The organism is Paraglaciecola sp. 2405UD69-4 (assembly GCF_047525415.1).
Classification (GTDB): domain Bacteria; phylum Pseudomonadota; class Gammaproteobacteria; order Enterobacterales; family Alteromonadaceae; genus Paraglaciecola.
On sequence record NZ_JBLIXM010000003.1, the window covers coordinates 344,646 to 368,291 of the forward strand.

A 23,646-nucleotide genomic window follows, 5' to 3' on the forward strand; every position below is an offset into this window, starting at 1 on the left:
ATTGAGATAAGTGTAAAAAATCACTAAATAGCAAAAAGCTTAAATTTTATACTCGCGTTTTATAGGAACTTCTGTATAATTCGCGCCCTGCCCAGTTGCCCCCGCTTTGGGAAAGCGGATGAATCATACGACTCGAAGGGGTCAAAGTATTGATTTTTAGCGGTTTTATGTAGCAGTCGGTGGTAAAATATCGAGCATAAAGCCAAGTAACGATTATTTATATATTTCGGGTAATTTTAAAATGAAAACTTTTGTTGCAAAGCCAGAAACGGTAAAACGTGAATGGTATGTGGTTGACGCCGCAGACAAAACTCTTGGTCGTATAGCGACTGAGATTGCTAGCCGTTTACGCGGAAAGCATAAGCCAGAGTATACTCCACATGTGGATACTGGTGATTATATAGTTGTGATCAACGCTGAGAAAGTAACTGTTACTGGTAATAAAGCCAAAGGCAAAATGTACTATTCTCATACTGGATATCCAGGTGGCCTTAAAGATACTACTTTTGAAAAGTTACAAGCCCACAAACCAGAGATGATCATTGAAAAAGCGGTTAAAGGTATGTTGCCTAAAGGTCCACTTGGACGCGATATGTTCCGCAAAATGAAAGTCTACGCGGGTCCTGAGCATAAACATGCTGCTCAACAGCCTCAAGTCTTAGACCTTTAAGGAGCATTACAGATGGCAGATAATCAATATTACGGCACTGGCCGACGCAAAAGCTCTACCGCTCGTGTTTTTCTACGTGCAGGTAGCGGCAACATTGTAGTAAACAAACGTCCTCTTGATGAGTTCTTTGGTCGTGAGACTGCACGTATGATCGTGCGTCAACCTCTAGAACTAGTTGAAATGACAGAGAAATTTGACTTATACGTCACCGTTGCTGGTGGTGGTATTAGCGGTCAAGCTGGTGCAATACGTCACGGTATTACACGTGCCTTGATGGAGTTTGATGAAACTCTTCGTCCAGCATTACGTAAAGCGGGCTTTGTTACCCGTGATGCACGTAAAGTTGAGCGTAAGAAAGTTGGTCTTCATAAAGCTCGTAAGCGTCCACAATTCTCAAAACGTTAATTGTCAGACGACACTCTTTCCAAGAGAAATTCTCAAAAACCCAGCTTTTGCTGGGTTTTTTATTACTTTCTTTTAAATAAAAGTGTTAAGTGTCAGTATTTCTTCATTTTATTGACGATTTCCTTGTCTTTTATGTGGTTTTTCTTTTATCATTTTCTGTTAATAACAATACCTATATATTTCCTATCACTTCTGTGTGTTTTGGCACCACTGATAGGGTAATATTTGTCAATCCAACCCTCGGAGATTAATGGATGAGCAATGTATCTTTAGATGCGCATGATTCGTCTGAGACCGAAAACCAACCTGATAGTAGTAACAGACGTCGTTTTTTGACGGTCGCAACTTCTGTTGTCGGTGGTGTCGGTGTAGTCGGTGCTGCAGTTCCTTTTATTGGTTCTTGGAACCCTAGTGTAAAAGCGAAAGCTGCTGGGGCTGATGTAGAAGCCGATATCAGCAAGATTGAACCTGGTCAGTTGATTCGGGTTATTTGGAGAAGTAAGCCAGTATGGATTGCCCGTAGAACACCAGAGTTACTAGCATCATTGTCGGATCATGATGATAAACTAAAAGACCCTAACTCAGATCAAGAGCAGCAGCCAGAATTTGCTAAAAATCCATACCGCTCATTGAAAGAAGAATATCTAGTGCTAGTAGGGATCTGTACTCACCTTGGATGTTCTCCTCAGCACCTAAAAGATGGTGCATTTGCAGAGTATGTAGAGGGTGTGCAAGAAGGGTTTTTCTGTCCTTGTCATGGCTCTAAGTTTGATATGGCTGGGCGAGTTTTCGATAACGTTCCGGCACCATTGAATCTAGTCGTGCCACCTTACCGATTTATTGACGACAATACTCTTTTGATTGGTTCAGAAGAGGGGGCGGCATAGTATGTGGAAAAATTTAATGGATTGGGTTGAATATCGTCTTCCCATAATGCGCGTTGCAAATATGCACGCAATTCAGTATCCAGCACCAAGAAATATGAATTTCTGGTATATGTTTGGCTTCTTGGCAACCATAGTTTTAGTCAACCAAATTGTTACCGGTGTTTGGCTAACCATGAGCTTTACACCAACAGCAGAAGAAGCATTTGCATCTGTTGAATATATCATGAGAGATGTTGAATACGGCTACATACTGCGTTACATGCATAGTACTGGTGCTTCAGCATTCTTTATCGTTGTTTACCTGCATATGTTCAGAGGTATGATTTACGGTTCATATCAAAAGCCACGTGAATTGCTGTGGTTGTTTGGAATGTTTATTTACTTAGCATTAATGGCTGAAGCATTCATGGGCTATGTACTTCCATGGGGACAAATGTCTTACTGGGGAGCTCAAGTAATCGTATCTTTATTTAGTGCTATTCCTGTTATTGGTCCTGATCTAGTGGTTTGGATTCAAGGTGATTATGTTATATCAGGTGCAACCCTTAACAGGTTCTTTGCTTTACATGTCATTGCACTTCCATTAGTCATTGTTATCTTAGTATTTTTGCACATTGTTGCTTTACATGAGGTTGGTTCAAATAACCCAGATGGAACTGATGTTAAACGTAAGAAAGGCTCATTGTCTGAAGACGAGAAAACTAAGTTTCAAATCCATGAGTACTACACAAGTAAGTACGATATCGTCGATGACATAGTACCTTTCTTCCCGCATATAGTGTTGAAAGACTTAGTTGGCTTTAGTGTATTCCTGATCCTTTTCTGTTACGTCATGTTTTTCAATCCGGAAATGGGTGGATATTTCCTAGAACATCCTAACTTTGAAATTGCTAACCCTCTTAAGACTCCGGAGCATATTTTCCCTGTTTGGTACTTCACACCTTTCTACGCGATATTAAAGGCTGTACCTCATAAGCTAGGTGGTGTTATTTGTATGTTTGCCGCTATTGTAGCGCTAGCTCTTTTACCTTGGATTGATAGAGGTAAAGTGAAGTCTTGGCGTTATCGTTGTGGTTTACATAGATGGAACTTAATTGTGTTTGCAGTTGTTTTCATCTTCCTAGGTTATTTAGGTGGAACACCTCAAGAAAACTGGAAGATTGTTGCATCTCAGGTAGCAACTATTATGTATTTTGGCTTTTTTGCTCTGTTATTTATTTACAGCAAAAATGAACGTACCAAGCCCGTACCAGAGAGGATCACAGAATGAAAAAGATAGTTTTAGTATTGTCTTTGTTAGTATCGTTTGGAGCCTTAGCTGCAGGTAGCGGTGTTCATTTAGATAAAGCAGAATATGACTTAACAGATAAAGCATCATTGCAAAATGGCGCTAAGATGTTTATGAATTACTGCTTGGGCTGCCATCAAACTCAATACCAGAGATATCAGCGTACTTTTGAAGATTTAGGTATTCCTGTGGACTTAGGTCAGCAATATCTGCAATTTACCGGTGAAAAGCCTGGTGATCACATTAAAAATGCAATGCCATCTGAGTCTGCTGCTAAGTGGTTTGGTGCTCCACCTCCAGACCTAACTTTAGTAGCTCGAGTTCGTGGTGCTGATTGGATTTATACCTATTTACGTACTTTCTATGTTGATGAAAGTCGTCCATTTGGTGTGAATAATATGGTTTTCCCTGAAGTTGGTATGCCACATGTATTACAAGAGTTGCAAGGTGTGCCACGTATCAGCACAGAAGAAGCTATGGTCGACGGTGAAATGGTTGAGCGTCACGTTGGTATTAAAACCGATGGAAGTGGTGCACTAAGCCCAGCTGAATACGATGCGGTAGTTTTAGATTTAGTGAATTACCTGGTTTATACAGGCGAACCTTCTCGATTAGAGTCTGAGAGTATCGGCCGTTGGGTAATTGTTTTCTTACTGATATTGTTTGTCTTAATTTATTTACTTAAGAAAGAATATTGGAGAGATGTACATTAATTCCTCACATCTTGTGAAATAAAATAGTGTATAATTCGCAAAATTTTGAAAGGGGCTGAACGCCCCTTTCTTTTCTGTTATTTATCTTCCACAAGTTTTGTGTGACTGAATAGCTGAATAGTAATAGATATGCAGCGATGCATTCGAATTTAGGAGAGTGTTAAATGGCAGTTGCCACAAATAAACGTTCAATTATGACGTTGTTTTCAGATACGCTTGATATATATAGCCACCAAGCTCGTATTGTATTAGCAGAAAAAGGCGTTGGTGTAGAAATTTCTTATACTGATCCAACTAATTTACCAGAAGATCTACTTGATCTTAATCCATATGGCACAGTTCCAACCTTAGTTGATCGTGAGTTAGTTTTATATAATTCTCACATCATTATGGAATATTTGGATGAGCGTTTTCCACATCCTCCACTTATGCCTGTATATCCAGTATCAAGAGGTCAAAGTCGTTTGACTATGCACCGTATCCAAAACGACTGGTATGTATTGGTTGAAAATATATTGGCCAACAAGGGTGATGTGGCTCAAGCTCGTGAAGAACTTCGTGAAGCTTTATTAGCACTTGCTCCTTTATTTGCAGAAACTCCGTTCTTTATGAGTGAAGAGTTTAGTTTGGTCGATTGCTATTTAGCACCACTGTTATGGCGTTTACCTGCTTTAGGTATTGAGCTTAGTGGAGCGGGTAGTAAAGATGTCCGTGCTTATATGAATCGTATTTTTGATAGAGCTTCTTTTAAAGCTTCATTAACGGATCAAGAGCGCGAAATTCACAAGCCTCTTTAGAGAGAATACTGTTTATGACTGCTAATCAACCTTATTTGTTAAGAGCCTTTTACGAGTGGATTGTAGATAATAATCTCACTCCATATATAGTTGTAGATGCTCATTATCCAGGAACTCAAGTTCCACAAGAGTTTGTACAAGATGGGCAAATTGTTTTGAATGTATCGCCTGCTTCTACTGGGAAACTTCATTTAGGGTTGGAAGAGGTTAGTTTTGAAGCTAGATTTGGTGGTGTGCCTCGCAGCCTTTCAATACCTTGCCCTGCTGTATTAGCTATTTATGCTAAAGAAAATGGTGCAGGCACTGTTTTTACAGTTGAGGATAGTCTTGATACTAAAGATATTGAAAAGCCTGAAGAGCCAGCGCCCAAGCCACAGCCGAAAAAAGGCAAACCTACTTTGACAGTAGTAAAATAGAAAAACATAAAAAAAGCGCCATAGGCGCTTTTTTTATGTTTCATACACCAGGTTTCAGCTTGGGTATCAGAGGTACTCAAAAACCTTAACCACTTGCTTTACACCTGAAATATTTCTAGTTATGTCTACAGCTATATCAGCCTCTTCTTGGGTTGCTAAGCCCATTAAAAAGACTTCAGCATTTTCCACTTCGATTTCTACGTGTAAACCATCTATTCTCTTATCAGCTAGGAGTTTGGTTTTTACTTTTGAAGCCAACCAAGTATCGTTTGCAACTGCGCTTGCGGTAATTGGATCACCCAACCTAATTTGGTTATGTATTTTGTTAATGTTATCTACTGTACCGGCTAGCCGTTCAGCTTTCTGTATTAGGGCATCGGTTGGGGCTTGCCCAACTAACAACACGCTACCATTGAAAACCTGCACCACGACACTGGCTTGTTCTTTTATTTCTATATCATCGGCCAGTACAACTGATACTCTCCCTGAAATCGTTCTATCGTCAACTTGGGTACCTAAGGTACGTCTGTCGTGTGCTACTGAAGCTACGCCTAAACCTGCACCGATTATAAGTCCGGCACAACTTTGCATTAATAAGCTAAAGGTTACGATGATAATACCTTTACGAATTTGCTGTTTTGACATTATTTTTATCCTAATTGTTACTCGGGAAATAGGGCGTTATCTATGCTTTCGCAAAGGCTATGAACCACTAGGTAATGCACCTCTTGAATTCTTGCCACGCGATTGGAAGGGACTCGAATTTCTACGTCATTTTGACCCAACAAGCCAGACATCTGCCCTCCGTCTTTACCGGTTAAGGCAATAATTGTCATATCTCGGCTTAATGCTGCTTCCATGGCTTTGATTATATTTTGAGAATTTCCACTTGTGGAAATAACAACTAGAATATCTCCCTTTTGCCCTAATGCTCGTACTTGCTTTGAATATACCTCATCAAAGTTATAATCATTAGCGATTGAAGATAGCACTGCGCCGTCTGAAGTGAGTGCTACAGCGGGCAGGCTAGGTCTATCTCTTTCGAATTTATTAAGCAGTAATGAACAAAAATGCTGTGCACTAACCGATGAACCACCGTTACCACAGCATAAAACTTTGTTGTCATTTATTAATGCATTAACCACCATATATGCGCCATTGGCAATATGCTCCGGTAATACTTCTATGGAGGCAATTTTAGTTTGTATACTTTCTTTAAAACTTGCCTTGATATCTTCTAGCATAAGTCTCCTGATGCAAATTGTTAACTTATTTAAATTTGGGACCTAAAGGTTTTTAAACCAGTTTATATCGTCTTCATTAACGTTTTTATTATCTATAGCGATTAGGTCAATTCTATGGGGTGCAATACTTGGATTTAATGACTTTTCCATCATAAAGTGCATCAGTGCAGATTCAAATTTTCGACGTTTAGTTGCATGAAAGTATTCCATTGCAGAGCCGTAATGGCTTTTGCTTCTATACTTCACCTCTATAAATACTAACTGCTCTGCATCTTGCATAATGAGGTCTATTTCACCTGTACGGCAACGATAATTTTGCTGAATAAACTTGAGACCTTGTTTCTCTAGGAAGGTTCTAGCCAAGTCTTCTGCTTGTTTGCCTATTAATGGTGAAATAGCCTGCTTAATCCAGTTCAATTAAGGTTACCTTGTCCTGTTTAACTTGAGCCCAAGGTAGGCGCCTATGAATTACGCCATCTATATCTATGGTGATGTCTCCTGTTAGGCTATGGCGTTCAACCTCAGATAGTAACTTCAGGGTTCGTAGGTGAGGGACCAAATTGTAAGCATCTACTCCCATTGCGAATAGTCTCAATAAGCTGTCTTTTTCCTGTGGCCATAGCTCATTCACTTGTGCTGATAAATCATCCCATTGGTGATCTGGTAACATCCATGGCATATCAGTAAAGGTTAGATTTCGTAAGTCTCTCAAACTATTCTGATTTACATCAATGCTGTAGCTACGAGATGAAGCAAATACAGATAAAGATTGTCTAGCAAATGGGCTCAAACTTGCTTCAATAATTGGATTCAATAATTCTGTTTGATTCGGGTTGGCGAATAGTATGATTGCATCTATATCTCGCCTGTTTCTTTCTACGCCAAAGACTTCCTGATTGGATAAATATTCTATTTGTCTAATTCGTGCTTTACTTTGTGATACATCTAGTGCTTTGGTGATTTTCTCCCGCATATCTTTATTAGATTTGAAGGTTATTAATTCTGGGGATGTATAATTAGAATGCCTCTGCCATTCATCAATAAAAGCTTGAGCCATTCGTTGTGTTGCGGAGCTTTCAGAGGCAAATATAACAGGGTGAATCAATTGCTTTTTATAAATATGCCTAGCCAGTTGCTGCGCTTCGTCTTCTGGGGCTAAAGCAAAGTAATAACGTTCAGCTTGGCGTTTGTCTTCAGCTTCTGAAGACAAATTTGATATCGAACTGACTTGTTCTGCTTCTATATTATCTAGCCTATTAAGGCCTAAAAGGATCTTATCTTCGGGTAAAATTGCTTTTAATCCAGCTAACTTGTCTTTAATTAATGGTCCTATGACTACGTCAAAGTCAGCGACAAGGGCATTTAACTCTTCTGGAGTTTTCAAAGAGGAATCAAAAAAGCGCAGTTCTTTAAATGGGCTGCCATTTTCAGAAGGGAGCAAGTCTGCATTATAACCCTTGGTTACATTATTTGGTAAATCTGAGAAGTACGAGGCGAGTATACCTTTTTTGATAGCCAAGCCTTGGCTAGCTAAGCGGCCACTTAAAGGAACTAATACTGCTATTCTTGAAGGTGATATAGGCTCCAATTGCATCATTTGTACTACCTCTTCGGGCAGGTTAGTAGCAATTATTTCATTCAAGTTTCTACTTTGCCAATTCACTATTTGCTGCTTGTATTCTGCTGGGTCTAAAGCAAAGCGTTTGTTGATAATGGCTAGTTGTAACCAAGGGTGTAGATCAGTATGTCTTAAACTTGCCTGTTCCAACTCATCTAGGTTCAAGTTTTTTAAAAGTGACCAAACCTTGTTACTTTTTTCAATGTCAAAGTCAGATGACTTTAAATAAAAGTTTGCTGCGCTGAGCCAGTCTTGTTTTCTAGTAAATAGCTCTGCTTTAAGGGCGTTCACTCTATCTTTATAAATCGTATCTGTTGGCAAATCTGCCAAAAAAGTATCAGCCCCTTGGGAGTTATTTTTTAACAGCATTACCAAACATTCAGCAACTACAAGGTTGGCATGGCGGATCATTTTTTCATCTTGAAGCTCTGTTTGTAATACCTGAAGCATTTTTATGCTTTTATCGCACTTTTCTTCTGTTTGAAAAGCTTCTGCGGCCGATAACAAAAATGAGTTTCTTTGATATATGTTTGCGTTGTTAGCGAAACTTGTTTTAGCTTTTTGAAGGTAGTAAGCCGAATCTTTAATTGTTTCGGTTTCTTTTTTTGATGGTACTTTTTCTACAACTTGCGGTTTTTTCTCTACTGTACTAGAACAGGAAAATAATATTAAAACCGCGACGCTAATTACCCTAAAACTTCGAAAACTCATCGCTGATACTCATAAAAGAAAGAGTCGAATAGTTTATAGTATCGGGAATAAATATCTAGCAACAACGAGAACTTTACTTTGGAGAATTATCTTTGATTGAATCAGGTACGTTATTTATTGTGGCCACGCCAATTGGGAACCTTGAGGACATCACTCATAGAGCATTGCGAACTCTCGCAGAGGTTGATTTAGTAGCAGCTGAAGATACCAGGCATAGTCAAAAATTATTGCAACATTACTCTATATCAACCCGATTAATTTCTCTCCATGATCACAATGAAGCACAGCGCTCCAAACAGTTAATTGAAAAGTTAAGCCAAGGGGAGACCATCGCTCTAATTTCTGATGCTGGCACACCTTTGATTAGTGATCCAGGATATGGATTTGTTAGCCAATGCAGGCTCGCAGGTATTAAGGTTGTGCCTTTGCCTGGTCCATGTGCTGCAATTACCGCACTGTGTGCTGCTGGACTTGCCACTGACAAGTTTAAGTTTGCAGGCTTTTTGCCAGTAAAGGCAGTGGCTAAACAGCAGGCAATACAAAATTTGTTATCAGAAACAATGACCACAGTTTTCTATGAATCACCCAGGCGAGTAGTGGATACTCTAGAACTAATGAGAAACGAGCTTGGAGCTGACCGTGAGGTGGTATTAGCTAAAGAGTTAACAAAGACCTTCGAAACATTTTACTCGGGAACTACGCAGGCCTGTTTAGATTGGCTTAAAGAAGATGCAAACCATCAAAGAGGTGAGTTTGTATTAATGGTAGCTGGCGAAAAACCGAGTCAAACAAATATCTCAGCGGAGGCCCTTGGTTTACTAAAGTTATTAATGAAAGAACTCCCGCTTAAAAAGGCTGCAGCATTGACTGCTGAACAATATGGTTTGAAGAAAAATCAGTTATATCAGGTAGGGTTGGAGTTATAGCAATGAAATGTAGCTCTCGAATATGTGTTTTGTTTTTGGTACTGATGTTTACGTCAACTGGCAGCCTGGCGAAGTGGTTTGAAAAGAAACAAGGGATCATGGGTACCAATATTCATGTGGAGTTATGGAGTGACTCTGATGCTTTAGGAGAAGCTGCCACAGAAGCTGTGATGAACGAAATGCGCCGAATTGACGAGCTTATGAGTCCATATAAAGCTTCCAGTGAATTAAGTCAGTTAAATGAATCTGCCGCAAAGGGACCCGTAACTGTCTCTAAAGAACTATATGAGCTAATAAGTTTAGCTGTCGAGCTATCTAAAGAAACACAAGGAGCGTTTGATATTACCTTTGCGAGCGTAGGATTTTTGTATGACTATCGTGAAAATAAAAAGCCAGATCAAGTAAATATCAGCAAGTTGCTTCCAGCAATTAACTACAGGCATATACAATTTATTGAGGTTAGCCACAGCATTTCCTTTGCCAACGAAAATGTAAAGATAGATCTAGGAGGTATTGCTAAAGGACATGCCGTAGATAACTCTATTGCCATTTTGAAAAAGATGGGCATAAAACATGCTTTAGTAACCGCGGGGGGAGATACCCGTTTGCTAGGCAGTCGTTTAGATAAGCCTTGGATGGTGGGTATAAGAGACCCTAGAAATAAGGATAAGCAGGCAGTGGTGCTACCTTTGGTAGATATTGCCTTATCTACTTCTGGTGATTATGAAAGGTATTTTGAAGAAAACGGTCTACGTTATCATCATATATTATCACCTAAAACGGGCACATCGGCCTATGAGGTGCAAAGCGTGTCAATTATTGGGCCTAGCAGTACGTTAAATGATGCTCTGTCTACCGCTGTTTTTGTATTAGGTGTTCAAAAGGGAATGGACTTGTTAAATATGACTCCCGGCTACGATGGTATTATTGTAGACAATAGTCGTAAATTACATTATTCCAATGCTCTTATTGAGTAAATACATATTAATCATTGAGTTACGGTTAACTCATGCTATATATTGTAAAAAAAAACAGGGTGATAAAATTACCCTTTAGAAGTGCAGGTTAAAAATTGTGAGAGAAGAATATTGATCCCAACAATTATTGATATTGAAGCAAGTGGCTTTGGTGCAGCAAGTTACCCCATTGAGGTTGGGGTGATTAATGCAGCAGGGGATCGCTTTTGTAGTCTTATAAAGCCACAGCCTGATTGGATTCATTGGGATGAAAAAGCAGAGTCTCTACACGGCATTAGCCGGCGCCTTTTAAGTGAAAAAGGAGAGTCAGCCCATTCTGTATGTCGTCAGCTGAATCAGTTTCTTAGTGGGCAAGTAGTCTATTCTGACGGATGGGTAGTGGATGATACTTGGTTAATCAAACTGTATCATTCTGCTGGGTTAGAAATGCAATTTCAAGTTAGCTCTTTGGAAATGATATTAAAGGAACCTCAAATGTCAGTATGGCACGCTACCAAAGACAAACTATTTAAGGAAATGCAAGAGCAGCGCCATCGAGCTAGTAGTGATGCTGCTCTTATCCAAAATACATTTATTATGACCCGCAAGTTAACCGTTAAAAATCATGAGTTGCCATTCGCTCTTTAGTCATCTACCTAGCAACCCCTGCTGCTACTTTTTAGCTAATATCTAAGCAATTTTAAGGTTACTGAAAAATATTCACTTGAATAATATAGTGCCCTTAACGAAAATGCCCAGTAAACCTTTAAAGGGTAATTATGAGTAATAAGAATACCAAAAACGGACTCACCGAGGCAGTTATTGACCAGATTACAGACTCAATAGCAAATGATGGTTATGCAGTGATAGACCAGTTTTTACCGAGTGAGTTAAGTAAAAATTTATTAGATGAAGCTAAAGTGTTATCTGCTTCTGAGTTTCAAGAAGCGGGTATTGGTCGAAACCTAAACAAAAAACTAGATTCAAAAATAAGAACCGATACAACATTATGGCTCTCGGAAAAAAGTAGCATTCAAGGAGCCTATATGGTTCTTATGGAGCACTTAAGGGAAGGAATAAATCGTCGGTTATACATGGGGCTATCAGAGTTTGAATGTCATTTTTCCCATTATAAAAAAGGGGACTTTTACTTACGTCATTTAGATGCCTTTAAGACCCAGCAGGCTTTAGCTCAAAAGAATCGGAGGTTAAGTACTGTTTTGTATTTGAATGAGCAATGGCAGCAAGTGGATGGTGGGGAGTTATTTTTGTACTTAGATGAAGATCAAGTAGAGCCAACACTTAAGGTTAACCCCTTGTTCAATCGATGTATTATTTTTTTGAGTGAGCGCTTTCCCCATGAGGTTTGTGTAAGTAATACAGATAGGTTTAGTATTGCAGGATGGTTTAGGTAAAGGCTTACAATATTGGGAGCATTCATGTTGGGGCATTTCCAACAATTGGGCTCCCAAGTATTAGAAGGGATTATTCTTGAGTAAAACTTAATCCAGCATTTCTTTCTAAACGTTTAGTTAATATATCTCCCATAGCTGGTGCTGTAGTCCAAATTCCCCCAGGCGTTGCTGTGGCATCTTGTACAAGACAAATCGCAGCTTCAGCTATAATTTTTGAAGTGGAACCATAACCTGGATCTTTGTCACCTTTTACTGAGAGTTTAATTTCATTTCCAAAGGCGTCAGTGCCCACATAAAGTAGTTCGTAGAAGCCTGCTTCTCGTTCTTCCTTACTTGGTCCTTCGCCTGGTTTAGGTCCGCTATCCCCACCCATACTTTTGTCATTTGCCATAGCATTAGCCACTGCTTCACCTTTTTCTCCAGGACCTGTCATGAACATTTCGTCATAGGTAAATGCTTCACCATAGGCTTTATTTAAAAGAAAGTTAGAGCGATGTACGTTTCGAGTGTTGATGACTGCCATTACAAAAGGCGTTACCCATGTATTTAAGTCTTCTTCATAAAAGGGTTTATTGCCTATAGGTTGATTAGCCCCTGTATATCCGGGTGTTAAAGAAAATGGATTCAATAAAGCTTCCATTTTTACGGGGTCTTTCTTAGCGGCAGTTAATGTTTCTTTAAAGCTAGCTGCAGTGCCGCCAGAAAAAGTGCCTTTCATTTTTTTGACTCGGCATCTTATTGTAGACATGACGTGGCCAAATTGCTGTTTGGCTAACTTTTGAAGTTGATAAACACCTAAATCAGACGGCACAGAATCAAAACCACAGGAAAATACTATGCGCGCTCCACTTTGTTTTGCCGTTTTTTCATGAAGTGCGATCATCTCTCCCATCCAAACCGGTTCACCACATAAGTCAACGTAATCCACACCTGACTTAGCACACATAGCCACGAGTTCAGAACCGTAAACTTGATAGGGGCCAACAGTGGTAAGTACAAGTTTGGTGCGTTGTAACATGGCTTGGATTGTATCTATGTCATCAGCATCAGCAATAACTAAGGGAGTATCTTCTGGGGCGTTTATTTCGTCTCTTACTTGGGCTAGTTTCGCTGCACTTCTGCCAGCCATTGCCCATTTTAGTGAGTTATCTTTTGAGTACTGTTTAACTAAATATTCAGCTACTAATCTACCGGTAAAACCAGTAGCGCCATAAATTACAATATCAAACTCTTTGTTAGTGCTCATTATTCTCTCAATATTAATGGTCAAGTATGAGAGTGTAATTAGGACAGCGCATAAGTTTACTTTATTTAAATAATAAAAAACTATAGGCCCTATTAATATGTATGTTTATTTTGGCCATAAAAAAACGAGCATTGCTGCTCGTTTTTATCAAGTTGGGACAAGTTGTTATCTAAAGCGTTTAAGCAGTAACAATCTTACAAGCATTAGTTCCACCTACTGTTTCCATTACATCCCCGTAGGTCATAATGAACTGATCGCCAGTTTCTACAATGCCCTTTTCTTTTAAAGTCGCAATGACGTCATTTTTTAATTGACCAGGATCGCTACCTCTAGAGTCAAAATATACAGGCTTAACACCACGGTAAAGCGCCATTTTATTTAAGGTACTGTCGTGTCTAGATAAAGCATAGATAGGAAGCGAAGTAGTAATACGAGACATTAATAATGGAGTGCTGCCACTTTCAGTTAAGGTAACAATTGCTTTGATTGTTTTTAAATGATTAGCAGAATATACCGCGCTTAATGCAACAGTTTCACCGATAGAGTTGAATGATTCATCCACTCTATGCTTAGAAATGGTTACACTTGGATGGGTTTCTGCGCCGATACAAACTCTAGACATAGCGCTTACTGTTTCAACAGGAAACTCACCTGCAGCTGTTTCCGCTGATAACATCACTGCGTCTGTGCCATCTAATACAGCGTTTGCAACGTCCATGACTTCAGCACGGGTTGGCATTGGGCTGGTTATCATTGATTCCATCATTTGCGTTGCAGTAATAACCACTTTATTTAACTGACGTGAACGAGAAATAAGTTTTTTCTGCACGCCCACCAGCTCAGCATCACCAATTTCAACCCCTAAATCACCCCTTGCAACCATAACTGCATCTGATGCTTCGATAATATCATCAATGGCTTCATTGCTTGCTACGGTTTCAGCTCTTTCAACTTTAGAGCAAATCATGGCGCTGCAACCTGCTTTTTCTGCTAATTGGCGAGCATAGCGAAGATCGTCACCTGAGCGAGGGAAAGATACCGCCAAATAATCCACTCCGATTTTGGCCGCTGTGATTATGTCTTCTTTGTCTTTTTCAGTTAAAGCTTCTGCTGATAATCCACCGCCTTGACGGTTAATACCTTTATTATTTGAAAGTTTTCCTGCGACTGTTACTTTGGTGTGAACTTTATTTCCTTCAACGCTTTCAACTTTTAGTTGAATACGGCCGTCGTCAAGTAATAGAACATCGCCAGCTGATACATCTTGGGGAAGAGCTTTGTAGTCAATTCCTACTGATTCTTGGTTACCAGCATCACGGTCTAAGTCCGCATCTAAAATAAAATGGTCACCAATCTTTAGAATAATTGAGCCTTCAGCGAATTTTGAAACTCTAATCTTAGGGCCTTGTAAATCACCTAAAATGGCAACGTATTTTCCTAATTTTTTTGCTGCAGTTCGAACTTTTTCTGCGCGATCTATATGGTCCTGTGCAGTACCGTGAGAAAAATTCATCCTTACCACATTGGCTCCGGCGTTTAGAATTCCTTCAATTTGTTCAACGGTATCGGTAGATGGACCTAAGGTCGCCAGTATTTTTGTTCGTCTTAACATTGTTATATTGCTCTGTAGTTGTCGCGCATTATTAATCTATCTTTGTTCGATAGGTGTCTGATACATAAAATATTATATTCGTAAGCATAGCTAGCATTTAGCAATACTTCTTTTAATTATTTATGACGATTTTAACATGTAACGCTTAAATCGTCACAAATTAACAAATCTGTAATTTTATTACGAAAATGGTAGTGCAAATTAGCCATAAAGTGAATCAATAATGAAAAAAAAGAGCTCTAAAGCTCTTTTTATTCCTTTTATTGATATCCGTCTCTCTTGTCGAATCGAGAGCCCCTGAGAGTATCTTTTACTCTTTTTAAGTTTTCTCTAAACTTGTTACCACGTCTTAGCGTAAAGCCTGTTGCTAGGATATCAATTAAAATTAATTGTGCGATCCGTGAGGCCATAGGCATGTACATGTCAGTGTCTTCGGGCACTTCTAGCGATAATACTAAGTTACATTCTTTGGCGAGGGGGCTATCTTTAGATGTAATACCTACGACTGTCGCATCATTGCCTCTGGCGATTTGCGCGATTTCTACCAAGCTTTTGGTCCGTCCCGTATGAGAAATCAATACAACTACGTCTTCTTCTCCACAATTCATACAGCTCATTCTCTGCATTAATATGTCTTCGAAATAAACCACTGGAACGTTAAATCTAAAGAACTTGTTTAATGCATCGTGTGCCACTGAAGCAGATGCCCCTAGACCAAAGAATGATATTTTTTGAGCTTGGGTTAGTAAGTCTACCGCTCGATTAATGGTATTGATATCAACAGACGAACGAGCGACTTCAAGAGAAGCCATAGTTGATTCAAATATTTTATTTGTATATTCGTCTGGCCCATCGTTTTCTTCTACGTGTCTATTTACGTAGGGCGTACCATTAGCCAGGCTTTGGGCTAAATGTAGTTTAAAATCTGGGTATCCTTTGGTGTCTAGTCTGCGACAAAAGCGATTAACAGTAGGCTCACTTACCTCTGACATTTTAGCCAGTGTTGCTATACTACTGTGAATAGCCATTTGGGGGTTTTCGAGGATAACTTCCGCGACTTTACGTTCTGACTTACTAAATAAAGAATCGTGTTGAGTTATTTTTTCCAGAATATTCATATTAAACAGAAAACTTCATTATAATTGTTTTACCTTATTGGTAAGATTACCCTTTAACTTTCCTTATGGGTACTATTGTTGTAATTTTTTGACATAAAAATTTACAACAAATGCAGTTTAATAGACCAAGTGGGCTATAAGTATGGTGAATAGGGCATGATAAGTTGTAAATTTACTACATTTAATGTTAAATTTTATACCATAAGCTAAGGGATCCTATATGCAGATATATGGGTCTAGTCTGGCAACAATTTCTCTCAATATTTAAGTAGGCAAAAAAAATGGTTTTGGAAAATTCATTCGAACCTTGTGACTTTGTTTTGTTTGGTACCCTAGGTGACTTGGCCAGACGTAAACTTTTACCCTCCCTGTATCAACTTGAAAAAGCTGATTTAATGCATGCTGAAACAAAAATTATCGGTGTGGCTCGTCAAGACGTTAGCGTTGAAGAATATGTTAAGTTAGTTAAAGAAAACATTGAAAGTTTCACAAAAGAAGCCTTATGTCCTGAAACATGGGAAAGGTTTAAAGAAAAGCTAGATTACGTCTGCGTTGATATGAAAAATGCAGAGAGCTACCAAGTGTTCAAAGAGCACGTTGATGTGAAACGCATCATGGTTTGTTACTTTGCTACCCCTCCTTCAATTTTCGGGGATATTTGCCGTGGCTTAAAAGCAGCAAAAATTATCGATAAGAGTATGCGTGTCGTACTTGAAAAGCCACTTGGTCATGATTTGGAGTCGTCTAAGGTAATTAATGATCAGGTTGCAGAGTTCTTTGAAGAAAGACAAATTTATCGTATTGACCATTATTTAGGTAAGGAAACAGTACTGAACTTGGTTGCGCTACGTTTTGCAAATTCAATATTTGCAACCAACTGGGATCATAACTGTATTGACCATGTACAAATTAGTGTTGCAGAGTCTGTGGGTATTGAAGGCCGTTGGGGCTATTTTGATGATGCAGGCCAAATGCGTGATATGGTGCAAAACCATTTATTACAGATTTTGACCTTAATCGCCATGGAACCGCCTGCTACTCTTGACGCAACTAACATTCGTAACGAAAAGCTGAAAGTATTAAAAGCATTACGTCCTATTGATGCTTCTAATGTTCGTCAGAATACCGTGCGCGGACAATATGTTGAAGGCTTTATTAAGGGGCAAGAGGTACCAGGCTATTTAGATGAGCCTGATGCAAATCAACAAAGTACAACTGAAACCTTCATCGCATTGAAGGTTGATATAGACAACTGGCGCTGGGCAGGTGTTCCATTTTATTTGAGAACAGGTAAACGCCTTCCGAATAAAACAAGTGAAGTTAACATTTTCTTTAAACGTCAGCCTCATAACTTGTTTAAAGATAGTTTTACCCAGTTACCGCCCAATAAGCTTACGATCAGATTACAACCTGATGAAGGTGTAGAAGTTACAGTAATGAATAAGGTACCAGGGTTAACCAGCTCAGGTGCAATGAACCTACAAAAATCTAAGTTGAACCTAAGCTTCTCTGATACCTTTAAAGATGAGCGTATTGCGGATGCATACGAAAAGTTATTATTAGAAGTTATGTTGGGTAACCAATCATTATTCGTACGCCGAGATGAAGTTGAAGCCGCATGGACTTGGGTTGATGGAATTCTTGCTGCATGGGGAGCGAGTAAAGAAGCTCCAGAGCCTTATCAAGCAGGAACATGGGGACCAGTATCTTCTATTGCACTATTAGCACGAGAAGATAGAGCTTGGTATGAAAGTAAAATAGGGAAAAAATAATGCCGTTAACACAGTCGAAATTTAGAACCACTGAGCAATTAAATTTAGCGTTTACTCGTAAAATCTCAAAATTGCTAAGAGATGGAATTGAAGAGAATGGTCGAGCTAGTTTGATTGTCTCTGGTGGCAGGACGCCAGCAGCACTCTTTGGTGCATTATCTAAAATTAACCTTGCCTGGGACTTAGTCGACATTAGTTTGGCCGACGAACGTTGGGTTGATAATGGCAATGATGCCTCAAATGAGAAAATGCTCCGTGAAAAGCTTCTGATCAATAATGCTGCTAATGCTAATTTCTTCCCTTTGAAAACCCATCATGCTGATGCAAATGAAGCTGTGCAGCAATGTTCAAGCAACTTGCAAGATATTCACAGGCCATTTGATGTTGTTATTTTAGGTATGGGCGAAGACGGTCATACAGCCTCTTTATTCCCATGTTCAGAGCAAATATCTGAAGGTTTAGACTTAGATTCTGGTCAGTCGTATATCGCAGTACAACCGACTACCGCTCCTAATCAAAGAATGTCTCTGACTTTGCCCGCTTTAATTAACAGCAAGCAAATATTTTTACACCTTACAGGCGAAGGTAAAAAAGACGTTTTAGATGTTGCTTTGGGCGGTGACAATGAATTAGAGATGCCTATTCGTGCAGTGTTAAATAATGCTGACGTAGAATTGATGTGGGCACCTTAACTAAGGCTTAAGCTCTAACCACTTTTAGTTTTTTTGGAGAAAATTGTGAACACTGCCATTCAGGAAGTCACAGAACGAATCGTTGAGCGAAGTAAACATACTCGCAAAGCATATTTAGATAAAATAGATGCAGCTCGCCGTGAAGGACCTCATCGTGGTGTTTTATCTTGCGGAAACTTAGCCCATGGCTTTGCAGCTTGTGGTACCGAAGATAAAGCCGACTTACGAAGTATGACAAAAGCGAATATCGCTATTGTCTCTTCATACAATGATATGCTGTCGGCCCATCAGCCATATGAAGAATATCCGGCAATTCTTAAAAAAGCCGTAAGTGAAGTAGGCAGTGTTGCACAATTTGCGGGCGGTGTTCCTGCAATGTGTGATGGTGTTACCCAAGGTACACCTGGTATGGATCTTAGCTTGATGAGTCGAGATATTATTGCTCAGGCTACAGCTATTTCTTTGTCGCACAATATGTTTGATGGCAATTTGTTGCTTGGTATATGCGATAAGATTGTCCCTGGTTTATTGATGGGAGCCCTTAGCTTTGGTCACTTACCTAGTATTTTTGTACCTGCTGGTCCAATGCCATCTGGTATTCCAAATAAAGAAAAGGCGCGAGTACGTCAGGCTTATGCTGAAGGTAAAGCAACCAGAGAAGAATTGTTAGACGCAGAGTCTAAGTCTTATCACTCAGCCGGTACTTGTACTTTTTATGGCACAGCAAACAGTAACCAATTAGTAGTTGAAACTATGGGGTTACATTTACCCGGGTCTTCTTTTGTTAATCCAGGCACGCCTTTGCGAGATGCTTTAACTGATGCAGCTGCTAAGCAAATCACGCGTATTACCGACCTAGGTGATAACTATCGTCCTATGGGACATATTGTTGATGCAAAAGCGATTGTAAATGGGCTAGTTGCCTTGCTTGCCACTGGTGGTTCAACTAACCACACCATGCATTTAGTTGCAGTTGCTCGCTCAGCGGGATACATCATCAACTGGGATGATTTTGCGGATATTTCAAGGGTTGTTCCTCTATTAACTAGAATATATCCAAATGGCTCTGCAGATATTAACCATTTTACTGCCGCTGGTGGTATGGCACTGTTATTTAGAGAGTTACTAAATGCTGGATTACTCCATAATGACGTAAAAACTATCTGTGGTGATGGTCTTGAGCAGTATACACAAGAGCCTGTAATCAAAGATGGTAAATTGATATGGCAAGATGGGCCGACAGAGTCATACGATAAAGAAGTCGTCGCTTCGGTTGAGAAGCCATTCAAAGTTGATGGTGGTTTATCTGTATTATCGGGTAACTTAGGCCGTGCGGTAATGAAGACCTCAGCGCTTCGTGATCCTAATTGCCACATTAAAGCTCCAGCTGTTGTATTTGAAGACCAATTTGAACTCCATGCAGCGTTCAAAGCTGGCGAGCTAAATAAAGATTGTGTTGTTGTGGTGCGTTTCCAAGGCCCATCAGCTATCGGTATGCCAGAGCTTCATAGTTTAACGCCGCCTCTTGCTGTATTACAGGACCGAGGCTTTAAAGTGGCGTTGGTAACCGATGGTCGTATGTCGGGTGCATCAGGTAAAGTACCTGCTGCTATTCATGTGACTCCGGAAGCTTTGAAAGGTGGTTTGTTAGCAAAAATACAAACCGGCGACATGATTGAACTAGATACAGCAAGTGGTGTTATGTCAGTCCTAGTGTCTGATGATGACTTGAGCAAACGTGAAGCGAAAGTGACAGATGTCGCAAGCCATCAGGTTGGAATGGGTAGGGAGATGTTTGCTGCCATTCGAACTACCTTAACAGGTGCTGAGCAAGGTGCTTGCTCTTTATTTCTAGGTCAGGATTAAGTATGAAGTTTGTTGCTGATGTTGGCGGTACAAATATTCGTATCGCTCAAGTAGAAAATGAGCAAGTAAAGGATATTAAAAAGTATCTATGTGTAGACTTTGCCACTATTACAGATGCTATTAATACTTATTTTTCTGAGTATTCGGATGTTACTTTTACCGCTGGATGTTTAGGAGTAGCTTGCCCCGTGACTGGTGACAATATCTCGATGACCAACAGTCACTGGGATTTTTCAATCAGCGAACTCAAGCAGCAATTAAACCTAAATTGGTTAGGTGTCATCAATGATTTTACAGCTGTAGCTCATGCAGTACCTGTTCTTACAGATGCGCAAAAGTATCAAGTTGGGGCAGGTGTCATTCAGGAAAATGAGAATATAGCGGTATTCGGTCCCGGTACTGGTCTAGGTGTAAAACATCTAGCACCAGTTAATGACGGATGGTTAGCTCTTGATGGTGAAGGCGGTCACGTAGACTTTGCTGCAGTCGATGAGCTTGATATTGCTATCCTTCGTTTTTTAACCAAAAAATTAGGTCATGCATCGGCCGAAGAAGTATTATCCGGCCGTGGTTTAGTGCAAATTTATCAAGCACTATCAGAATATGAAAGTTCAGAGGCAGTCTTGTCAGACGCAGCTGAAATTACTGAAAAAGCTCTCAATGGTAGCTGTGCATTATGCCTGGCTACCTTGAACCAATTCTGCAAAATTTTGGGTAGTTTTGCAGGAAATCTTGCCCTTAATATGGGAACACGTGGTGGCGTGTATATTGGTGGTGGCATTGCCCCCCGTTTCACCAAGTTTATTCAAGAAAGTGAGTTTCGTGAGCGTTTCGAAGCAAAAGGTCGATTTAAAGACTATGTTGTTGGTATTCCCACTTTCATTATTACCGAGCCCGATCATGGTTTGATTGGAGCTATGGCCTACTTAAATCAAAATTTTAAAGGTTAAAATTCAATGACAAAAAATTGGAAAATGACATCAGAAGAAATATTCAGCCAGGGGCCAGTGGTGCCGGTTTTAGTTATCAAAAACGTAGAGCATGCTGTGCCTCTAGCCAAAGCTTTGATTGCGGGCGGTATTAAGGTTTTAGAAGTAACGTTAAGAACTGACGCGGCTTTAGACGTTATAGCTAAAATCGCTAAAGAAGTACCTGAAGCAGTAATTGGTGCTGGTACAGTTACGAACCGCGAGCAATTACAACAAGTGATTGACGCTGGTGCTAAGTTCGCGATTAGCCCAGGTTTAACAACTGATTTATTAAAAGCAGGTAATGAAGGAAGTATTGCACTTATACCTGGTATTTCTTCTATCTCTGAACTTATGACAGCTAAAGACCTTGGGTATACTCACCTTAAGTTTTTCCCTGCTGAAGCATCTGGTGGTGTTAAAGCGCTTAAAGCAATTGGCGGTCCATGCCCAGAAATCACATTTTGTCCTACTGGTGGCATCAGCCCTAGCAACTACAATGACTATTTATCATTATCTAACGTTGCTTGTTGTGGCGGCTCTTGGTTAGCACCAGAAGACGCTATGGAAAACGGCGAGTGGGATAAAATTACTCAACTAGCTAAAGAAGCAATTGCTGGCGTTAAATAAAGTAAAGACTTTAATTTAATCCGTTTTATTTAAAAACCGATGGTTGTCACCATCGGTTTTTTTATGAAGCAATACTTAGCTATTGTTGCATGTTTTATTTCACTATGGCTCATGCCCACTTAGCTAAGACACATTCAATATCTTCATAGTTACAACTCCCGCTTTTTGTTTGCAAGACTCACATAGTGTTTTTTGAATCGATAAAACCAATAAATTTTCAGAACTTCTTCAAGAGGGATCATGGCAAACCCCCAGAAAATTGAAGCATCTAGATATATGATCAGCACTGCGCATAGCGGTAATGCTACTAGCCATTGTGTAATAAAGTGAATTTTCAATACTAGGTTACTTTGGCCAAGTGCCCTTAGAATATTCCCAGCTATTGTGTTGTATGCCCTGACTATAGGTAAGGCTATGAAGAGTGAAGCAATAGCTATTATGGCGCTAAGTGTCTGCAGGGCAATATTTGGATAAATAATGGGTACCGATAAGCTTAATATAATAAACACTAATGCAACCCCTACAGAAATCCACATGCCTATCCTTGTTGCAGCACTTACAAACAAACTAAGGTTTTGGGTATCCTTTTGTCCTAATGTTTGGCTAATAGTAATAGCTGAGGCTTGGGCCCATGAGTTTGGAAACTGAGTTCCGGCTCTGATCCATGGAAATATAAGGGTGATGGCAACAAAGGAATATAAGTCTAATTGGGCGAATAAAAGGTGATAAATGGTCGCGCCAACAGATAGCACCAAGAAGTTTGCAGCAATAGGATAAATTTCAAGATACTGAGGGCCAATTTCAGCTGATAATTTGCGATTTACTGGGTAGCTAAGGTTTATTGTGAGGTCTGTTTTTAATACTAGATGGAGAAATGCAGCTCTAATTATGACGGCGATTAGACTCCCCCAAGCAGCACCTTCGACACCTAGGCCTTGGTAATCAGCCATGCCGTTTATAAGTATGTAGCTGATAGCTGCATTGATGGGCAATTCAATCATAAAGCCTTGTAATGGCTTTCGGGTTTTACCACAGCCGTTCAATAGTGCAGTACACACTTGGGTATAAGCGGTAATGAGGACTATGTATTTAGTGATTGATAGGTAAGTTTCAGTTACAGGTATCAAAGCCGCATTGTTAGTAATGGCTGTGATTATATGGGTGTCGAAAATAGTCAAGATAAGGAAAAATAACACAGAAGTAGAGATATTGATCACCAGCCCTGACCAATAGGCTATTGCTAGTTCTTCTTGGCTTTTAGAGCCAAAAGCTCTTCCTACTAGTAGCTGTATGCCGTTGCCGATAGCAATCTCTACACCGAGAATAAAAGCAATGAGTGTGCTGGCTATTCCTAAAGCAGCGACAGCGAGCTCACCAAGGGGGGCGACTAAAAATGTGTCGATTAATAACATGGACTGAACCAGCAATGCGTTAAATGCCAGTGGCCATGCCATTGTTAGGTTGTATCTAATCTGTAAGTTAGCAGTGGGCAAAATTGAGCCTGCAAGAATGTAAGTGCCTAAAAAGCCTTTAAAGAGACTTTATCATGAAGTTTAGGCCTATGTTTGAGTCTAATACAATAAGGTACAGTCGTTTGAATGACTGGCGGTTATTTCAAAGGAAGGGGGAGTTTATGGTGACTAGGAGAAGAAGCAATCCGCACTCAACAAATAGCAGTCAAGTGCGGTTAATAGAT

General features: G+C 39.8%; 24 protein-coding genes. 16 read left to right on the forward strand and 8 right to left on the reverse strand.

Annotation, left to right across the window (positions count from 1 at the left end; all coding sequences use genetic code 11):
- Positions 1-241 precede the first annotated feature (241 nt).
- The 7 genes from rplM (at position 242) to ACMUMK_RS13740 (ending at position 5,176) form a co-directional block, all read left to right on the forward strand.
- A complete protein-coding gene (rplM, locus tag ACMUMK_RS13710; RefSeq protein WP_414701711.1) occupies positions 242-670 on the forward strand; it encodes a 50S ribosomal protein L13 in 429 nt (142 codons plus the stop codon).
- 12 nt (positions 671-682) lie between these two features.
- Complete coding sequence (rpsI, locus tag ACMUMK_RS13715) at positions 683-1,075, forward strand: 30S ribosomal protein S9 (protein WP_133471128.1); 393 nt, start codon at positions 683-685, stop codon at positions 1,073-1,075.
- Positions 1,076-1,329: 254 nt separating this feature from the next.
- Positions 1,330-1,962: a ubiquinol-cytochrome c reductase iron-sulfur subunit gene (petA, locus tag ACMUMK_RS13720; RefSeq protein ID WP_414701712.1), complete on the forward strand. Its 633-nt coding sequence runs from the start codon at positions 1,330-1,332 to the stop codon at positions 1,960-1,962.
- Position 1,963: 1 nt separating this feature from the next.
- Complete coding sequence (locus tag ACMUMK_RS13725) at positions 1,964-3,232, forward strand: cytochrome b (RefSeq protein WP_414701713.1); 1,269 nt, start codon at positions 1,964-1,966, stop codon at positions 3,230-3,232.
- The gene (locus tag ACMUMK_RS13730; RefSeq protein WP_414701714.1) at positions 3,229-3,963 is read left to right on the forward strand and encodes a cytochrome c1; all 735 of its coding nucleotides are present in this window, start codon (positions 3,229-3,231) and stop codon (positions 3,961-3,963) included. The genes ACMUMK_RS13725 and ACMUMK_RS13730 overlap by 4 nt, the downstream gene beginning before the upstream one ends.
- Positions 3,964-4,127: 164 nt before the next feature.
- Entirely contained in the window at positions 4,128-4,760 is a 633-nt protein-coding gene (gene sspA, locus ACMUMK_RS13735; protein WP_414701715.1) for a stringent starvation protein SspA, read from the forward strand.
- Between the two features lie 14 nt (positions 4,761-4,774).
- Positions 4,775-5,176, forward strand: coding sequence for a ClpXP protease specificity-enhancing factor (locus ACMUMK_RS13740; protein ID WP_414701716.1), 402 nt, complete (start codon positions 4,775-4,777; stop codon positions 5,174-5,176).
- A gap of 66 nt (positions 5,177-5,242) precedes the next feature.
- Here ACMUMK_RS13740 and ACMUMK_RS13745 read toward each other — a convergent pair whose 3' ends face one another.
- The 4 genes from ACMUMK_RS13745 to ACMUMK_RS13760 are packed head-to-tail and all read right to left on the reverse strand — an operon-like array spanning position 5,243 to position 8,749.
- The gene (locus ACMUMK_RS13745) at positions 5,243-5,821 is read right to left on the reverse strand and encodes a BON domain-containing protein (protein ID WP_414701717.1); all 579 of its coding nucleotides are present in this window, start codon (positions 5,819-5,821) and stop codon (positions 5,243-5,245) included.
- Between the two features lie 17 nt (positions 5,822-5,838).
- The gene (locus tag ACMUMK_RS13750) at positions 5,839-6,420 is read right to left on the reverse strand and encodes a phosphoheptose isomerase (protein ID WP_414701718.1); all 582 of its coding nucleotides are present in this window, start codon (positions 6,418-6,420) and stop codon (positions 5,839-5,841) included.
- Between the two features lie 42 nt (positions 6,421-6,462).
- Positions 6,463-6,837 (reverse strand): YraN family protein, encoded by a 375-nt coding sequence (locus ACMUMK_RS13755; RefSeq protein ID WP_414701719.1) that lies wholly within the window; start codon positions 6,835-6,837, stop codon positions 6,463-6,465.
- Positions 6,824-8,749 carry a penicillin-binding protein activator gene (locus ACMUMK_RS13760; protein ID WP_414701720.1) on the reverse strand — a complete coding sequence of 642 codons (1,926 nt, stop codon included), beginning with the start codon at positions 8,747-8,749 and terminating at the stop codon, positions 6,824-6,826. Before ACMUMK_RS13760 ends, ACMUMK_RS13755 begins: the two co-directional genes overlap by 14 nt.
- Positions 8,750-8,841: 92 nt before the next feature.
- On the opposite strand from ACMUMK_RS13760, the gene rsmI reads away from it, so the two are divergent.
- The 4 genes from rsmI (at position 8,842) to ACMUMK_RS13780 (ending at position 12,046) form a co-directional block, all read left to right on the forward strand.
- Positions 8,842-9,675 (forward strand): 16S rRNA (cytidine(1402)-2'-O)-methyltransferase, encoded by an 834-nt coding sequence (rsmI, locus tag ACMUMK_RS13765; protein ID WP_414701721.1) that lies wholly within the window; start codon positions 8,842-8,844, stop codon positions 9,673-9,675.
- Between the two features lie 2 nt (positions 9,676-9,677).
- Positions 9,678-10,652 (forward strand): FAD:protein FMN transferase, encoded by a 975-nt coding sequence (locus tag ACMUMK_RS13770; protein WP_414701722.1) that lies wholly within the window; start codon positions 9,678-9,680, stop codon positions 10,650-10,652.
- Positions 10,653-10,760: 108 nt separating this feature from the next.
- The gene (locus ACMUMK_RS13775; RefSeq protein WP_414701773.1) at positions 10,761-11,279 is read left to right on the forward strand and encodes a hypothetical protein; all 519 of its coding nucleotides are present in this window, start codon (positions 10,761-10,763) and stop codon (positions 11,277-11,279) included.
- 131 nt (positions 11,280-11,410) lie between these two features.
- Entirely contained in the window at positions 11,411-12,046 is a 636-nt protein-coding gene (locus ACMUMK_RS13780) for a 2OG-Fe(II) oxygenase (protein ID WP_414701723.1), read from the forward strand.
- Positions 12,047-12,116: 70 nt separating this feature from the next.
- Here the strand turns inward: ACMUMK_RS13780 and ACMUMK_RS13785 are convergent, their stop codons facing one another.
- The 3 genes from ACMUMK_RS13785 to ACMUMK_RS13795 form a co-directional block, all read right to left on the reverse strand.
- Positions 12,117-13,292, reverse strand: coding sequence for a saccharopine dehydrogenase family protein (locus tag ACMUMK_RS13785; protein ID WP_414701724.1), 1,176 nt, complete (start codon positions 13,290-13,292; stop codon positions 12,117-12,119).
- Positions 13,293-13,470: 178 nt separating this feature from the next.
- Positions 13,471-14,904 carry a pyruvate kinase gene (gene pyk, locus ACMUMK_RS13790; protein WP_414701725.1) on the reverse strand — a complete coding sequence of 478 codons (1,434 nt, stop codon included), beginning with the start codon at positions 14,902-14,904 and terminating at the stop codon, positions 13,471-13,473.
- A gap of 260 nt (positions 14,905-15,164) precedes the next feature.
- Positions 15,165-16,022 carry a MurR/RpiR family transcriptional regulator gene (locus tag ACMUMK_RS13795; protein WP_414701726.1) on the reverse strand — a complete coding sequence of 286 codons (858 nt, stop codon included), beginning with the start codon at positions 16,020-16,022 and terminating at the stop codon, positions 15,165-15,167.
- Positions 16,023-16,303: 281 nt separating this feature from the next.
- Here ACMUMK_RS13795 and zwf point away from each other — a divergent pair, with 281 nt between their 5' ends.
- Genes zwf through ACMUMK_RS13820 form a run of 5 tightly spaced genes read left to right on the forward strand, consistent with a single transcriptional unit; the run spans position 16,304 to position 21,950 of the window.
- Entirely contained in the window at positions 16,304-17,794 is a 1,491-nt protein-coding gene (zwf, locus tag ACMUMK_RS13800) for a glucose-6-phosphate dehydrogenase (protein ID WP_414701727.1), read from the forward strand.
- On the forward strand, positions 17,794-18,486 hold the full coding sequence (pgl, locus tag ACMUMK_RS13805) for a 6-phosphogluconolactonase (RefSeq protein WP_414701728.1): 693 nt from the start codon (positions 17,794-17,796) through the stop codon (positions 18,484-18,486). The genes zwf and pgl overlap by 1 nt, the downstream gene beginning before the upstream one ends.
- Before the next feature lie 45 nt (positions 18,487-18,531).
- A complete protein-coding gene (gene edd, locus ACMUMK_RS13810) occupies positions 18,532-20,352 on the forward strand; it encodes a phosphogluconate dehydratase (RefSeq protein WP_414701729.1) in 1,821 nt (606 codons plus the stop codon).
- 2 nt (positions 20,353-20,354) lie between these two features.
- Positions 20,355-21,302: a glucokinase gene (locus ACMUMK_RS13815; RefSeq protein WP_414701730.1), complete on the forward strand. Its 948-nt coding sequence runs from the start codon at positions 20,355-20,357 to the stop codon at positions 21,300-21,302.
- 6 nt (positions 21,303-21,308) lie between these two features.
- Positions 21,309-21,950: a bifunctional 4-hydroxy-2-oxoglutarate aldolase/2-dehydro-3-deoxy-phosphogluconate aldolase gene (locus ACMUMK_RS13820; RefSeq protein WP_414701731.1), complete on the forward strand. Its 642-nt coding sequence runs from the start codon at positions 21,309-21,311 to the stop codon at positions 21,948-21,950.
- 149 nt (positions 21,951-22,099) lie between these two features.
- On the opposite strand, the gene ACMUMK_RS13825 is transcribed toward ACMUMK_RS13820, so the two are convergent.
- Positions 22,100-23,443 (reverse strand): MATE family efflux transporter, encoded by a 1,344-nt coding sequence (locus ACMUMK_RS13825; RefSeq protein ID WP_414701732.1) that lies wholly within the window; start codon positions 23,441-23,443, stop codon positions 22,100-22,102.
- Positions 23,444-23,646 lie beyond the last annotated feature (203 nt).

What these genes read in the sequence shown, in the direction of transcription:
- rplM (WP_414701711.1), top strand. Translation starts at nt 242, where the DNA reads ATGAAAACTTTTGTTGCAAAGCCAGAAACGGTAAAACGTGAATGGTAT.
- rpsI (WP_133471128.1), top strand. Translation starts at nt 683, where the DNA reads ATGGCAGATAATCAATATTACGGCACTGGCCGACGCAAAAGCTCTACC.
- petA (WP_414701712.1), top strand. Translation starts at nt 1,330, where the DNA reads ATGAGCAATGTATCTTTAGATGCGCATGATTCGTCTGAGACCGAAAAC.
- ACMUMK_RS13725 (WP_414701713.1), top strand. Translation starts at nt 1,964, where the DNA reads ATGTGGAAAAATTTAATGGATTGGGTTGAATATCGTCTTCCCATAATG.
- ACMUMK_RS13730 (WP_414701714.1), top strand. Translation starts at nt 3,229, where the DNA reads ATGAAAAAGATAGTTTTAGTATTGTCTTTGTTAGTATCGTTTGGAGCC.
- sspA (WP_414701715.1), top strand. Translation starts at nt 4,128, where the DNA reads ATGGCAGTTGCCACAAATAAACGTTCAATTATGACGTTGTTTTCAGAT.
- ACMUMK_RS13740 (WP_414701716.1), top strand. Translation starts at nt 4,775, where the DNA reads ATGACTGCTAATCAACCTTATTTGTTAAGAGCCTTTTACGAGTGGATT.
- ACMUMK_RS13745 (WP_414701717.1), bottom strand. Translation starts at nt 5,821, where the DNA reads ATGTCAAAACAGCAAATTCGTAAAGGTATTATCATCGTAACCTTTAGC.
- ACMUMK_RS13750 (WP_414701718.1), bottom strand. Translation starts at nt 6,420, where the DNA reads ATGCTAGAAGATATCAAGGCAAGTTTTAAAGAAAGTATACAAACTAAA.
- ACMUMK_RS13760 (WP_414701720.1), bottom strand. Translation starts at nt 8,749, where the DNA reads ATGAGTTTTCGAAGTTTTAGGGTAATTAGCGTCGCGGTTTTAATATTA.
- ACMUMK_RS13770 (WP_414701722.1), top strand. Translation starts at nt 9,678, where the DNA reads ATGAAATGTAGCTCTCGAATATGTGTTTTGTTTTTGGTACTGATGTTT.
- ACMUMK_RS13780 (WP_414701723.1), top strand. Translation starts at nt 11,411, where the DNA reads ATGAGTAATAAGAATACCAAAAACGGACTCACCGAGGCAGTTATTGAC.
- ACMUMK_RS13785 (WP_414701724.1), bottom strand. Translation starts at nt 13,292, where the DNA reads ATGAGCACTAACAAAGAGTTTGATATTGTAATTTATGGCGCTACTGGT.
- pyk (WP_414701725.1), bottom strand. Translation starts at nt 14,904, where the DNA reads ATGTTAAGACGAACAAAAATACTGGCGACCTTAGGTCCATCTACCGAT.
- ACMUMK_RS13795 (WP_414701726.1), bottom strand. Translation starts at nt 16,022, where the DNA reads ATGAATATTCTGGAAAAAATAACTCAACACGATTCTTTATTTAGTAAG.
- zwf (WP_414701727.1), top strand. Translation starts at nt 16,304, where the DNA reads ATGGTTTTGGAAAATTCATTCGAACCTTGTGACTTTGTTTTGTTTGGT.
- pgl (WP_414701728.1), top strand. Translation starts at nt 17,794, where the DNA reads ATGCCGTTAACACAGTCGAAATTTAGAACCACTGAGCAATTAAATTTA.
- ACMUMK_RS13815 (WP_414701730.1), top strand. Translation starts at nt 20,355, where the DNA reads ATGAAGTTTGTTGCTGATGTTGGCGGTACAAATATTCGTATCGCTCAA.
- ACMUMK_RS13820 (WP_414701731.1), top strand. Translation starts at nt 21,309, where the DNA reads ATGACAAAAAATTGGAAAATGACATCAGAAGAAATATTCAGCCAGGGG.